Below are 14239 nucleotides of genomic sequence, written 5' to 3' on the forward strand. Positions count from 1 at the left end.
CGGGGACGGCGGCCTGCGGGCGAAGCGGCTCCTCGCGACCCGCGACCGCGACGGCGACGACCAGCGCGAGGAGGAGAAGCAGCGCGAAGCCGACCGCGCGGTACAGCTCGTACTGGTCGTTGCCGAGGTACCAGTACACCGCCCAGAGCCGCCGGGAGGCACCGAACAACAGGACCGCACCGAACGCGACGATCCCGGCGACGACGGGAGCGTTCCGGTCGCCCGCGCGTCGCCGTCGTCGCACGAGCCAGACCGCCACGAGGATCCCGGCTATCAGCCCCAGCGCGTGGCCCTGAACGGCGATGTTCGCCCAGCTCGGCGCGCCGTAAGAGGCGCTCGCTTCCGCGAACTCGACGGGGCTCCGGATCGTCGAATAGAGGACGCTCACCAGCGTCGACCCCGTCAGCGCGGCGATCGTACCGACCGGGTAATGAACGAGCGCGAACCCCCACAGCGCGAACACGACTCCCGAAAACCCGATAACCGGCCCGAGCGCGAACAGCGAGGAGACGAACCCGAACGTCAGGATCGCGCCGGGGACGACGAGAAACGCCCTGACGTACGGGTTGTTCCGAAGCGACCGGAACGTCGTCGCGCCGCGCGCTCGCGGGTAGTGGCCGTACGCGTACTCGGCGAGGGTGCCGGCGACGAGCGTCGACAGCAAGTTCCCGGTGATGTGACTTCGGCTCGAATGGGCGAACCCGGACCAGAGGACGCCTTCGGGGTAGAAGTACGACCACGCGCGGAACGGGATCACGACCGGCCGGTTCGGGTTCGTGATCCCGTCCTGCACGAAGAGATAGACACCGATCACGGACGCGATCGCGACGAGCGTCCCCCACGGGATACCGAACACGAACCGCGAGCGGAGCCGCCGCCCCCACGCGCCTGACGGCCGGTCGAGCGTATATATTACGACGAGCGCGACGATGGCGACGGCGGCGACGAGCGCGAGGTGAGCGGTGTCGGACGACAGCGCCTCGACAACCATGCCCGATCAGGAGGAGCCCCGACATATCAATTCGCGGGTCGGCGAGCGGGAGAGGTCCGGTCGGCGAGCGGGAGAGGTCCGGTCAGTGGACGGTGTATGGCCAGCGGGCGGGGGAGCAGTACGCGAGACAGAGGGACCGGATCAGATCTTGTTCTCGGCGTCGTCCGCGAGCTCCTTCATCCGTTTGCCGACGCGGCCGGCGGGGGAGAACTCGTCCTCGCTCATCGCGTTCGCGAGCGCGTTCCCGAGCACGAACACCGCGTGTTTGTGTTCGCTCTTCGATTTGTGGACGTGTGAGGGGTCGACATCAAGCTCGTCGTAGGGTTCGAACAGCGCGTCGTCGACGGTTTCCTGACCGCGGAAGTGCTCCATGATCGTAACCATCTGTTCGTGCAGCTCGAGTAGCTCGTCTTTGTGCATGGCAACAGATACGGGTGCTAGACGGTTTAAACGTTGTTGAGGGTGGTACGCACGGGAGCACGACGGGAACCTGCTGCCGGGGTGCCGCGGCGTGCTCGGGTTGGCGGCCCGGTCACGCTGGGGGTGGCGGTTCAGTCCTGTCATCTCACGCCCGCGCGCGTGCGCCGTCTTTATAAGCCGGCACCCATTAGACTCGGTAAGTTCTATGTCAGAGCAGAACGAATACGGAGCGGGCCAAATCCAGGTCCTCGAGGGTCTGCAGGCCGTCCGCAAGCGTCCGGCGATGTACATCGGATCGACGGACGGACGCGGGCTCCACCATCTCGTCTACGAGGTCGTCGACAACGCCATCGACGAGGCGCTCGCCGGGTACTGTTCGGAGATCGACGTCACGGTGCACGACGACGCCTCCGTAAGCGTTCGTGACGACGGCCGTGGGATCCCCGTCGACACCCACGAGAAGTACGACCGCCCGGCGCTGGAGGTCATCATGACCGTCCTCCACGCCGGCGGGAAGTTCGACTCCAAGTCGTATCAGGTCTCCGGCGGCCTCCACGGCGTCGGCGTGAGCGTCGTCAACGCGCTCTCCGAGCGACTGGAGGTCGAAGTGAAACGCGACGGCGGCGTCTTCCGGCACCGCTTCGAGCGGGGCGAGCCCGCCCCTGACGGGTTCGAGCGCGTTCGCGACATGGAGTCCGGCGAGTCGACCGGCACGCATATCCGCTTTTGGCCGGACGACGAGGTGTTCGAGACGACGGACTTCGAGTTCTCGACGCTGTCTAACCGGCTGCGCGAGCTCGCGTTCCTCAACTCCGGCGTCGAGATCACCCTCGCGGACGACCGGAGCGACGAGGCGGAGACGTTCCGCTACGACGGCGGGATTCGTGAGTTCGTCGGCTATCTCAACGAGACGCGCACCCCGATCCACGAGGAGGTCATCTACTTCGAGGGCGAGGACGACGGCGTCCACGTCGAGGTAGCGATGCAGGCGACGGAGGAGCTCCAGGGCTCCGTCCACGCGTTCGCGAACAACATCAACACCCGCGAGGGCGGGACACATCTCACCGGGTTCAAAACGGCGCTCACCCGCGTCGTCAACGACTACGCCAACGAGCACGGGTTGATCGACGACCTCGACGCGAACCTCAAGGGCGAGGACGTCCGCGAAGGGCTCACGGCGGTCATCTCCGTCAAACACCCCGACCCGCAGTTCGAGGGGCAGACGAAGACGAAGCTCGGTAACAGCGAGGTCCGCGGCGTCGTCGAGTCGGCGACCCACGAACGGCTTGGCACGTTCTTCGAGGAGAACCCCGACACCGCCAGGAAAGTCGTCCACAAGGCCGCGGAGGCCGCACGGGCGCGAAAGGCCGCCAAGAAAGCGGAGGAGCTCACCCGCCGGAAGTCAGCGCTGGAGTCGACGGCGCTGCCCGGCAAGCTCGCCGACTGCCAGACCCGCGACCCCACGGAGGCGGAACTGTTCGTCGTCGAGGGCGACTCGGCGGGCGGCTCAGCGAAGCAGGGCCGCAACCGCGAGAACCAGGCGATCCTCCCGCTCAAAGGGAAGATCCTCAACGTCGAGAAACACCGACTCGACCGCATCCTGGAGAACGACGAGATCCGCGCGCTGATCACGGCTATCGGCGCGGGCATCGGCGAGGAATTCGATATCGACGACGTCCGGTACAACAAGATCATCCTGCTCGTGGACGCCGACGTCGACGGGGCACACATCCGGACGCTCCTGTTGACGCTTCTGTATCGGCATATGAAACCCCTGATCGAGGCCGGGTACGTGTACGCCGCCCAGCCGCCGCTGTACCGGATCCGGAAGGGGTCGGAGACGTACGACGCGATGACCGAAGCCGAACGCGACCGCATCATCGAGGAGGAATGCGGCGGCGAGCCCGACCAGACCCAGCGGTTCAAAGGGCTCGGCGAGATGAACCCTGACCAGCTGTGGAACACGACGATGGACCCCGAAAACCGCATTCTCAAGCAGATCACGATCGACGACGCGGCGGCCGCCGACCGCATGTTCAACGTGTTGATGGGCGACGCCGTCGAGCCGCGTAAACAGTTCATCAAGGAGCACGCGACCGAAGCGGAGTGGGTGGACATATGAGCTCGGACGTCCCCGGCCCGGACCCGGACGAGCTCCCGGCCGCGCGAGTCGAGACCGCCCGTATCGAGGACGAGATGGAGCAGTCGTACATCGACTACGCGATGTCCGTGATCGCGGGCCGCGCGCTCCCCGACGTGCGTGACGGGCTCAAACCGGTCCATCGGCGGATCCTCTACGCGATGAACGAGGCGGGCGTCACCGCACGGTCAGCCCACCGGAAGTCCTCGTCCGTCGTCGGCGAGACGATGGGTGACTATCACCCCCACGGCGACAGCGCGATCTACGACACGTTGGCGCGGATGGCCCAGGACTTCTCGATGCGCTACCCGCTCGTCGACGGCCAAGGCAACTTCGGCTCGGTCGACGGCGACCCACCGGCCGCGATGCGGTACACCGAGGCGCGAATGGCACCGATCGCGGAGGAGCTGTTGGCGGACATCGAGCGCGACACCGTCGATTTCAGCGCCAACTACGACGACCGCCTCATGGAGCCGGACGTGTTACCGGCGGCGTTCCCGAACCTGCTCGTAAACGGTTCCTCCGGGATCGCCGTCGGAATGAGCACGAACATCCCGCCGCACAACCTCGGCGAGGTGATAGACGCCACCGTCGAGCTGATCGGAAGTCCCGACTGTACGGTCGAGGACCTGATGGAGCACGTCAAGGGGCCCGACTTCCCGACCGGCGCGAACATCGTCGGCCGGAACGCGGTCCACAAGGCGTACAAGACGGGTCGCGGGCGGGTTCGCGTTCGTGCCGAGTTCGAAGTCGACGAGGAGGCTGGCCGGATCGTGATCACGGAGCTCCCCTTCCAGCAGAACAAGTCACGGCTCGTCGAGCGCATCGCCGACGACGTCAACGAGGGAGCGATCGAGGGGATCCGCGACCTGCGGGACGAGTCCGACCGGGACGGGATCCGGATCGTCGTCGAACTCAAACGCGACGCCATGGCCGAGGTCGTCAAAAACCAGCTGTTGGAGAGCCACCTCGAGCGCACCTTCGGCGTCATCAACCTCGCCTTGGTCGACGGCGCGCCGCAGGTGCTCGACCTCAAGGAGACGCTCGAACACTACGTCGAGCACCGTCGGGACGTGGTCCGGCGACGCTCGCGACACGAGCTGGACGAGAAGGAGGACCGCGCACACATCCTCGAAGGGCGGCTGAAGGCGCTCGAACACGTCGACAGCGTCGTCGAGACGATACAGGACTCGGCGGACCGCGACGCCGCGAAGGCGGCGCTCGAAGCCGACTTCGAGTTCTCGGAGGCCCAGGCCGAACACATCGTTCGGATGCAGCTCGGCTCGCTCACGTCGCTGGAGACCCAGGAGATCGAGTCGGAGTACGACGACGTCACCGCGCGCATCGAGCGGCTGGAGACGATCCTCGGCGACCCCGACGAGCTCGACGAGGTCATAATCGACGAGCTCGAGGCCGTGAAAGCGGAGTACGCCGACGAGCGCCGGACCCGCTTCATCGAGGACACGGGGACGGTCACCCACGAGGACCTCATCCCGGAAGAGGAGTGTGTCGTCGTCATGAGCGAGGACGACTACATCAAGCGGATGTCGCTTTCCACCTTCCGCGCGCAGAACCGCGGCGGCAAGGGGATCATCGGGACGGAGCTCAAGGAGGGTGACCGGGTCTCATCCGTGTTCGCCGCGAACTCCCACGACTACCTCCTCGTGTTCACGAACCACGGCCAGATCTACCAGCTGAAGACGTACGAGATCCCGGAGATGTCCCGGACTGCCCGCGGGAAGTCGGCCGTCAACCTGCTCGATATGGACGACGGCGAGGAGATCGAGGCGGTGGTGAACACCGACGACCTCGCGGACGACGAGTACCTCACGATGGTCACCCGCGACGGCTACATCAAGCGGACGGCCGTCGACGCGTTCGAGAACATCCGGTCGACGGGGATCCGGGCGATCCGGCTGGAGGACGGTGACGAGCTCGTCGACGTCGAGGTGACGGACGGCGGGACCCACATCGTCATCGGGAGCCGCGATGGGATGGCGATCCGGTTCGACGAGGAAGAGGTGCGGCCGATGGGGCGGACCGCCCGGGGAGTGATCGGAATCGACCTGCGCGAGGGCGACGCGGTCGCGGGGGTCGCCGCGATCGACGCGGATCGGCACGACTGGGTGCTGACCGTCACCGAGAACGGCTACGGGAAGCGGTCCGACCTCGACGAGTATCGCCCGCAGTCGCGGAACGGGATGGGACTCGTCGACATCAAGACCGGCGATCGGAACGGGTCAGTCGTCGCCATCGAAGCGGTCACCTACGGCGACCACCTGTTGGCGATGAGCGACGGCGGCCAGATCATGCGCACCCGGGTCGAGGAGATCTCCACGGTGAGCCGCAACACGATGGGCGTCATCGTGATGGACCTCGACCCGGACGACCGGGTTGCGTCCGTCGACATCGTTCCAGAGGGCGCATACGGGAGCGATGACGGATCCGATACGAACACGGACGGAACCGACGCGGACGGAGCCGACGCCGACACGGAGTGAGCCGGTCGCACTCGGTCTCGACGCCGCAGAGCGATCGGGCGACTCCGGCGGAGGGTATTGGGCCGAAACGCTCAGCAAAATTACTTATGGTCCCCGCGAAAACGGCCGGACGAGATGGACGAGTACGAGGGGATAGACGAGATCGTACACGAGCCGAGCGAGTCGTTCGCGGCGTCGACAAACGTCGCGGCGTTCATGCGGGAGTACGGGATCGACGACTACGAGTCGTTGATCGAGCGGACGACGACCGAACTGGACGGGGAGCCGGCGTCCGGCGTCGACTGGTTCTGGGACGAGATCGTCGACTACCTCGATATCGAGTTTTACACCGAGTACGAGACGGTTCGCGACGACACCGACGGTCCGCAGTTCTCGGAGTGGTATCCGGGCGGCGAGATCAACGTCGCACACAACGTCGTCGACCGACACGCAACCGTCGACTCCCCCAACCGGAACCGCGTCGCGCTGATCTGGGAGGGCGAGCCGGGCGACGTCCGCGAGGTCACGTTCCACGAGCTGTGCCGTGAGTCGAACCGGATCGCCAACTACCTCGACTCGGTCGGCGTCGGGACGGGCGACACCGTCGCGCTGTACATGCCGATGGTCCCCGAGGTCGTCTCGATCCTCTACGGCTGTCTGAAGGTGGGAGCGATCGCCGTGCCGATCTTCTCCGGGTTCGGCACGGAGGCGACGGCGACGCGGATCGCCGACGCGGAGCCGACGGTGCTGTTCACCGGTGACGGGTTCTATCGCCGGGGGAGCGAGGTCCGGCTGAAGCACACAGCCGACGAGGCGATCGATGAGGCCGGTCACGTCGAGCACACGGTGGTGTACGACCGCCTGGGGGCGACGCCGGCGAACGGCGGCGGATCCGCGGGTACCGAACACACGGATCCCGTCGAGTGGAACGACGAACGGGACATCACCTGGGCCACAGCCGTCGGATCACGGTCCGCCGCATACGACACGAAGCGACTCCCGTCGAACCAGGAGTCGATGCTCCTCTACTCCTCCGGGACGACGGGAACGCCGAAGGGAATCGTCCACACGCACGCCGGCGTGCTCACACAGTGTGCCAAGGAGATCCACTTCGGGTTCGACCAGCGGCCCGCGGACCGGTTCTTCTGGGTCTCGGACATCGGGTGGATGATGGGGCCGTGGACGCTGATCGGGAACCACGCGTTCGGCGGGACCGTCGTGATGTACGAGGGCGCGCCGGACCACCCGGAGCCCGACCGGTTCTGGGAGCTGATCGATCGACACGGCGTCACGCAGTTCGGTATCTCGCCGACCGCGATCCGCGCGCTCCGCAAGCACGGGGACCAGTGGGTCAAGGGACACGACCTGTCGAGTCTCAGGGTCCTCGGATCGACCGGCGAGCCGTGGGACCCCGAGTCGTGGCGCTGGTTTTACGACGCGATCGGCGGCGGCGAGTGCCCGATCGTCAACATCTCCGGCGGGACCGAGATCTGCGGCTGCTTCCTGATGCCGATGCCGAACCAGCCGCTGAAACCGTGTACGCTCGGCGGCCCCGGGCTCGGCATGGACATCGACATCGTCAACGAGGCGGGCGAGTCGATCGTCGAGAGCGGGGAGCGCGGCTACCTCGTCGCCCGCGACTCCTGCCCGTCGATGACGAAGAGCCTCTGGTCGGGCGACGAACGGTACCTCGAGGAGTACTGGTCGACGTGGCCAGACGTGTGGGACCACGGCGATTTCGCCCAGCGGGACGCAGACGGGTTCTGGTTCCTTCACGGCCGGGCCGACGACGCGCTCAACGTCGCCGGCCGGAAGGTCGGCCCTGCGGAGATCGAAGGCGTCCTCATCGATCACGACGCGGTCAACCAGGCGGCCGCCGTCGGCGTCCCTGACGACACGACGGGGACCGCGGTCGTCGCGTACGTCGTCTTGGAACCCGGTATCGAACCGAGCGACGCGCTTCGCGAGGAGCTCCGGCGGCTGGTCGGCGAGGAGCACGGGAAGCCGTTCCGTCCCCGCGAGCTGCTGTTCGTCGACGCGTTCCCGAAGACGCAGTCGGGGAAGATCATCCGTCGCGCGATCGAGTCCGTGTACAGGGGCGAGGATCCCGGTGACCTCTCCTCGATGGAGAACCCCGAGGCGCTAGAGGGGCTTCAGCACCCGGAGTGAGGTCTGGGAGCGGGAAGTCAGCAGTCGTAGCCGCGGGTGACGGACCCCGCGAATCGATCAGTTCGACGCCGTCGATCCGGGGATCGCGGCGACGAGCGAGTCGTACTCCGGCTCTTGGCCCGGGTTGTCCGCGAGCCATCGATACGTCACCGTTCCCTCCGCGTCGATCACGAAGACCGCGCGGCGCGCGACGACGTCGACACCGTACCGTTCGAAGTCGGAGACGACGTCGTACGCCTCGACCGCGCGGTGATCGGGGTCCGCCACGAGCGGGAACGGCAGGTCGTACTCCTCACGGTACGCCCGAAGGGCGTGCGGGAGATCCGTGCTCACGCCGAACACGGTGGTGTCCGGACCGAACCGCTCGATCCCGTCACGGAGCGCGCGCATCTCGTCGGTGCAGGTCCCCGAGAACGCGGCGGGGAAGAACGCGAGAACGACTGGCCCCTCGCCGAGGTGTTCCGACAGTCGGAACGGGGCCAGCTCGTCGGTTACGAGCGAAGCGGTGAAATCCGGTGTGTCATCGTCGATATCTACCATACGACTCGATCGTTTCGGACGCGTATATATCGGGCGGGCTGTCGGTCCGCCCGAGCACCGGGACGGACACCCCTCGAAGGCAAAAAGACTATAATCGCAACAAGGTTACGGACGGGTAGAGATGGTAGACGTGACCCCCCTGATAGGCGGCATCCCTGTGGGCCCGGAGCTCCTCATCATCCTGCTCGTGTTGGTCCTGTTGTTCGGCGCGAACAAGATCCCGAAACTCGCCCGATCGACCGGACAGGCGATGGGCGAGTTCAAGAAGGGCCGCGAGGAGGTCGAGGACGAACTGAAGAACATGCAGGACGACGATGACGACGAGGAAGTTTCGGCCGACTCGACGATCGACGAAGAAGAAGAGCTCGAAACCGAAAAGGAATCGAGCGCGTAACGCGCCGACTCGTTCGACCGGGCCCCGCAACCCCCTTTCTCTCTCGTTTCGGGCACGTGGCCTAGCGGATAGGGCGAGAGGTTCCTAACCTCTCGATCGCGGGTTCGAATCCCGCCGTGCCCGCTTTGCTTCGCCCGCGAGCACGGCTACCCCCGCCCGAACCGCTCGCGGGCACCCCGCCGTGCCCGCTATCGTCGAACGAAGCGAGGAGAAGCGCCCCAACCGGCGTAGCCAGCGGTCACAGCGGCCGATCGGGCTCGCCGAGACCGATCTCACCGCCGCGCCCAGTCGAGCATCCGCTCGTAGAACGGATCCGACCCCAGCGCCTCGGCGTCGCCGACGAGCGTGAGCTGCTTTTTCGCGCGTGTGAGCGCGACGTTCACTCGGCGGTGGTCCTCGAATATCGGGCCGTCGAGATCGCCTGTCGCAACGAACGAGACGACGATGATCGCCTTCGAGGAGCCCTGAAACCGGTCGACCGTGTCGACGGTGACGTCCGTCCGTCTCGCGATCTCCGCCACCTGTGCGCGGAACGGGGCGATCACGCCGATGTCGTCCGGATCGACGCCCGCGGCGAGGTACTCGTCGACGACGGCGGACACGCGCTCCGCTTCGCGGACGTTGCGGTTACCGTCGCGTTCGCCGTCCGGATCGATGAAGGAGACGCCGCCACGGAGCGCGGCGGGGAGGTCCGCAGGGTCGATCCCGAGGTCCGCGAGCGTCTGTCCGGCGACCTCTGGGGTCGCGGGGCGGAGCGCGCCGTCGTAAAACGCCGCGGAGGCGAACGCCTGGATCCGCTGACTCATGCGGTACTGCCGGTCGAGCATGACGCTCGCATCCGGGTGTTCCTCGATGAGTCGCTCGAACAGGGAGGTCCGGAGCTCGTTCTCCGCGCGCACGACCGGCGGGAGCTGCTCGTGATCACCGACCAAGACGAACCGGTCCGCAAGCGTGATCGCGGCGTGCGTGCTCGGCTCCGTGAGCTGGGAGGCCTCGTCGACGACGGCGACGTCGAACTCGCACTCGCGCAGCACGCGGGAGCCGCAGGCGGCGGTCGTGGCCGCGACGACCGGGGCGTTCCGCAGCTCCGCCGCCTTCTCGTTCGGGTCGCCGCGCTGGACCAGCCGCACGTCGCGCATGTCGTCGCGAACGCCGGTCTCGGTGCCGACACGGAGGACCTCGTTGAACCCCTGATCGCGGAGCGCTTCGAGCGCGTTGTCGACCGCCCGGTTAGTGAACGCCGACAGCAACACCCGGTTTCCGTCGGCGACGAGCGCGCGGATCGCCCGCGCGATCGTGTACGTCTTGCCGGTCCCCGGCGGGCCGTGGATCAGCGCGCAGTCCTCGGCGTCGACGGCGAGGGACACCGCGTCGTTCTGGGCGTCGTTGTTGTCGATGTACGGCCCGCGGTCGGCTGGTGGGTCGGCGAACGCGGGGTCGCGCCGGCCGAACACCACGTCTTTCCGACGGTCGTCACCTTTCAGGACCGCGTCGTGGAGGGCGGTGAGCATCCGGTCGACGGAGATCTCGGAGGGGTACACGTCGAGCCGCCGGAGCTCGACCGGCTCGTCCGTCTCGACGACGACCGTCTCGTCGAGCTCGCGGATGCGGCCGAGCTCGGCGTGGCCGGCGACGGGGTCGCCGTCGGTCGCGAGCACCACGTCGCCCTCGCGGAGCTTGGAGACCGCGTCGTCGGTGCGACGGGCAGTGAGCCGCCAGCGGTTCTCGGCGATCTCCGTTCGGCCGATCGGTTCGAGGTCGATCAGCGCGCGGTCGTCGGCCGCGCGTTCCGCGGGCGTCTGCTCCCACAGCTTCCGGTACTCGGCGTGGGTTTCCCGGCGCTCCTCCTCGATAGCCGTGTAGAACCGGTCGAAGTAGTCGCGCTCGTCCGCGGGGACTGGCTCGCCGACCTGGCCGGCCTTCGACTCCTGATTCAGGCGGCCGGAGACCACCATACAGGTGTCCTGTTCGAAACAGTAGCTACAGTTCGCGTCCGCCTCGTAGCCGGTGGGGACGGTCGGGCGCTCGCCGGCGTCGTTGAGCGCGCGCCACTCCATCGCGGCGAGCTCGTTGCGGGTGCGGACGACGAACTGCAGGAGGCCGTTCCCGACCGGGAACTCCTTCGCGGGCGCGAGGTCACCGGTCTCCTCGTTCCGGTCGAGGGCGGTGTTTTTCGTGTACAACAGCGTCCCGATGTCGGGGTCGACGCCACGCTCCTCGAGCATGAGCGCGTAACAGGCCGCCTGGATCTTGTCCTGAAACCGGGGCTCCCGGTTCGTGTTCTTGCCCGTCTTGAGCTCGACGGGGGTTCCGCGGCGGAGCGCGTCCGCGCGCCCTTTTAAGCCGAACGTCGGCGAGATCAGGGTGAACTCCGACCGCCAGGTGTCGCCGTCGGTCAGCGTCCCCTGCGCGAGCCATCCCTCGATCGCGGCCGCGTTCCGTCGGACCTCGTCGGCGACTTCGTCGGCCTCGTAGCCGAGGAGTCCGAGTTCGAGTCCGGCCTCGTCGACGCGGTCCGCCACGGAGTCCTCGAGGTCCATCCCGCGGAGCAGATCGCCGAACACCTCGTGGACGATCGTCCCCTTGACGACCGGGTAGTTCAGCGGAATTCCCGAGAGCTTATTTAAGTAATACATCCGAGGACACTGGACCCACGAGCGGATCCCCGTCACGTCCACGAGGAAATCGGGTTCGAGAACGACCCACGAGTCGCCGGTGGTCGCGTACCCCGTCTCGCCACCGTAGTCGTCCGTCTCCGCGTCGGTCACCAGCAGCTCCATCCCCGGTTCGGCGTGATCGGCGGTCTCGGCCCAGTCGCCCCACAGCGTCACGTCGACGGGGTCGGCCGCGCCGCGCTCTGGCCGGATCCGGAGCTCGCGGAGCTCCCGGTCGCCGTACGACGTCGACACCGTCCGCGCCTCTCCGACGGAGAGGATCGGCCCCCGAACGTTCACGACCGTTCTCCTCGGCGACCGCGAAAAACGCTGTCGGTGCCGGTGGAGTCGGGAGCGAGCCGGTCCGCTTCCGATCGCACCCGCCTGTTTCCATATTCCGACGCCACGGGTTCGCAGTCTCCTTATATACGGAGCCGTCAGTACGGGTATGAGCGATTCGCTGTACGAACGGTACGGACGACAGGTGATCGGCGGGATCATCCTCGCGCTGGCGACGCTGTCCATCGTGAGCGGTTACTTTCGAATCGGACAGGAGGGGCTCGCCGCGGTGGGCGAGGTCGCGGTCAGTCTCTACATCGCCGGCGTCGTCCTCTGGGGACTCCTTGATGAGGGGTTCGACACGTTCCGGTTCAGGGTCGCGCTGTACGTCGGAATGGTGCTGTGGGGGGTCTCAGACTTCGTCGCCGGCACCGACTCGGTGGTGTCGATGATCGTGTTGGCCGTCGGGTCGGTGCTCCTGACCCGCGCGGTGTACGGGTACGTCCAGACGCGACGGAAACCGGTGTACGAGCGACGGTAGCGGATCGGTTTCTCTGCCGACCACCCGGCGAAACGGTTTTGCGATCTCCCCGTGTGGGTCCGCCGTGAACGACGCCGAATCGGAACCCATCCTCCGGATCGACGAGGTCGGGTCGTGGGGGCCGCTCTACTGGCTCGGACTCCTCTGTTCGGTCGGCATCGTCGCCGTCAACCTCGTGGTTTGGACGGCGACGACGGCCCCGCAGTTCCTCGCGATTGCCGGGAGCTTCCTGTTCGGTGTCGGCCTGTTTCTCACCCGATTTTGGAGCCCCGCTCTCTACCTCGTCGGGGTGGCACACGTGCTCGCGCTCGGGGTCGTCTGGGTGCTGTCCGGGCGGGAGTTCCTCGCGCTCGGGCTTGCGAACGGCGCGTTCGCGCTCACCTTGGCGGCGGTCGCCGTACTCCTGTTCGTCGCCGAGAGCCGAGCCGAATCCGAGTGACGACGAGCGGGCGGGCCGGCAGGAGTCGGGAGCACCGACACGCTCATACGCGCTCGTTTATAAGATAGTGACGAGATGCGTGTCCGAGACTGGCAGGACGTCCTCGCGGACGTCGCAAGCGACTCGACCGATCCCGAGGGGTGGCGCGCGGTCGCCGGGTCGCGTCGCGACGGGCTCGGTGAAGACCTCTACTTCGGCCATCCGAGCGTCGGCGTCTACCACCTGAAGACGTACGCGAAGAACCCGCGCGAGCTCCGCGGGGTCGGTACCCGCGTCGCTCGGAAGGTCGACGACGAGCTCGATCCGCTCCTCCCCGACGAGGAGTCTCCGGGCCGGTTCGCGGTCCAGCGGCCTCCCGAAAGCGAGGACGAAGCGAAAACGATGGCGACCCGCCTGGAGGAGACGCTGAAGGTCCACGCAGAGGCACCGACGGACCCCGATCACCTCTTCGAAGACGTGATGGAGGCCGTCGACTCGCCCGCGTTCGGCCCGATGGATTACGAGTTCGACGGACGCCCCAAAACGCTCGACGAGCTGGGTGATACCTTCGAGGCGGCCGAGCAGCTGCTCTCCGCCGAGCTCGACGATCTGATCGAGGACGACGACGTCGACCGCGGCTTCCAGTAGCGACTCCGGTCTATACTCACAGAGCGACTCCGTCCTATACTCACAGCAGGTCCCGGAACGCGTCGCCGGCGAGTCCTGGACCGTCCGGAACCGCGATCCGTCCGTCGGCGACCGGGCACGGGTCCGGTGCGAGATCATCCGCGAGCAGTCCGCTCGTCGCGAGTCCACAGGCGGCCACATCTGGGATCGCGCCGGCGACGTGGACCGCGGCGGTTCGAGCGACGACCGCGTCGATCGTCGTCGTGACGACCGGCTCGACGCCCGCCTCGCGAGCACGCCTCGCGACGTCGACCGCGCGGTCCGGTCCGCCGAGCGCCATCGGTTTGAGGACGATGATATCCGCGGCGTCGGCCGTGAGGACCGTCTCGACCGAGTGTGTCGCGAGCGACTCATCGAGAGCGATCGGGACGTCAGTCGCCGACCGGAGCCGGGCGGTCTCGGACAGCTCCGCGGCCGGAAGCGGCTGCTCGATGTACTCGAGGTCGACCGGTTCCAGCCTGTCGAGCGCCTGTCTCGCGGCCCCGGCGTCCCACGCGCCGTTCGCGTCCGCGCCGAGGTCGACGTA

General features: G+C 67.1%; 12 protein-coding genes and 1 tRNA gene. 8 read left to right on the forward strand and 5 right to left on the reverse strand.

The window, feature by feature from the left end:
* Together ACFQEU_RS05210 and ACFQEU_RS05215 are read right to left on the reverse strand one after the other, a co-directional pair.
* On the reverse strand, positions 1-991 hold a 991-nt coding region (locus ACFQEU_RS05210; protein WP_379779958.1), incomplete at its 3' end, for a rhomboid family intramembrane serine protease.
* A gap of 141 nt (positions 992-1132) precedes the next feature.
* Entirely contained in the window at positions 1133-1411 is a 279-nt protein-coding gene (locus tag ACFQEU_RS05215; RefSeq protein WP_379779960.1) for a UPF0058 family protein, read from the reverse strand.
* A gap of 205 nt (positions 1412-1616) precedes the next feature.
* Here ACFQEU_RS05215 and gyrB point away from each other — a divergent pair, with 205 nt between their 5' ends.
* From gyrB to ACFQEU_RS05230, 3 genes are all read left to right on the forward strand, one after another.
* Positions 1617-3533: a DNA topoisomerase (ATP-hydrolyzing) subunit B gene (gene gyrB, locus ACFQEU_RS05220; protein WP_379779962.1), complete on the forward strand. Its 1917-nt coding sequence runs from the start codon at positions 1617-1619 to the stop codon at positions 3531-3533.
* Entirely contained in the window at positions 3530-6052 is a 2523-nt protein-coding gene (gene gyrA / locus ACFQEU_RS05225; protein WP_379779964.1) for a DNA gyrase subunit A, read from the forward strand. Before gyrB ends, gyrA begins: the two co-directional genes overlap by 4 nt.
* 114 nt (positions 6053-6166) lie before the next feature.
* The gene (locus ACFQEU_RS05230; RefSeq protein ID WP_379779966.1) at positions 6167-8200 is read left to right on the forward strand and encodes an AMP-binding protein; all 2034 of its coding nucleotides are present in this window, start codon (positions 6167-6169) and stop codon (positions 8198-8200) included.
* Positions 8201-8257: 57 nt separating this feature from the next.
* On the opposite strand, the gene ACFQEU_RS05235 is transcribed toward ACFQEU_RS05230, so the two are convergent.
* Positions 8258-8740, reverse strand: a complete 483-nt coding sequence (locus tag ACFQEU_RS05235) for a redoxin domain-containing protein (protein WP_379779968.1) — start codon at positions 8738-8740, stop codon at positions 8258-8260.
* Between the two features lie 121 nt (positions 8741-8861).
* On the opposite strand from ACFQEU_RS05235, the gene ACFQEU_RS05240 reads away from it, so the two are divergent.
* Entirely contained in the window at positions 8862-9134 is a 273-nt protein-coding gene (locus tag ACFQEU_RS05240; RefSeq protein ID WP_379779970.1) for a Sec-independent protein translocase subunit TatA/TatB, read from the forward strand.
* A gap of 50 nt (positions 9135-9184) precedes the next feature.
* Positions 9185-9257 (forward strand) — tRNA-Arg (locus tag ACFQEU_RS05245).
* 149 nt (positions 9258-9406) lie between these two features.
* Here the strand turns inward: ACFQEU_RS05245 and ACFQEU_RS05250 are convergent.
* On the reverse strand, positions 9407-12088 hold the full coding sequence (locus ACFQEU_RS05250) for an AAA domain-containing protein (RefSeq protein WP_379779972.1): 2682 nt from the start codon (positions 12086-12088) through the stop codon (positions 9407-9409).
* Positions 12089-12236: 148 nt separating this feature from the next.
* On the opposite strand from ACFQEU_RS05250, the gene ACFQEU_RS05255 reads away from it, so the two are divergent.
* The 3 genes from ACFQEU_RS05255 (at position 12237) to ACFQEU_RS05265 (ending at position 13674) form a co-directional block, all read left to right on the forward strand.
* Entirely contained in the window at positions 12237-12608 is a 372-nt protein-coding gene (locus ACFQEU_RS05255; protein WP_379779974.1) for a hypothetical protein, read from the forward strand.
* Between the two features lie 64 nt (positions 12609-12672).
* Complete coding sequence (locus tag ACFQEU_RS05260; RefSeq protein WP_379779976.1) at positions 12673-13047, forward strand: hypothetical protein; 375 nt, start codon at positions 12673-12675, stop codon at positions 13045-13047.
* A 75-nt stretch (positions 13048-13122) separates the two neighbouring features.
* Positions 13123-13674, forward strand: coding sequence for a hypothetical protein (locus ACFQEU_RS05265; RefSeq protein WP_379779978.1), 552 nt, complete (start codon positions 13123-13125; stop codon positions 13672-13674).
* Positions 13675-13714: 40 nt separating this feature from the next.
* Here ACFQEU_RS05265 and ACFQEU_RS05270 read toward each other — a convergent pair.
* Positions 13715-14239: mandelate racemase/muconate lactonizing enzyme family protein (locus ACFQEU_RS05270; protein ID WP_379779980.1), on the reverse strand; the 525-nt coding region annotated here is incomplete at its 5' end.

Origin of the sequence: Halorubrum tibetense (genome assembly GCF_042661865.1) — an archaeon.
GTDB classification, from domain to species: domain Archaea; phylum Halobacteriota; class Halobacteria; order Halobacteriales; family Haloferacaceae; genus Halorubrum; species Halorubrum tibetense.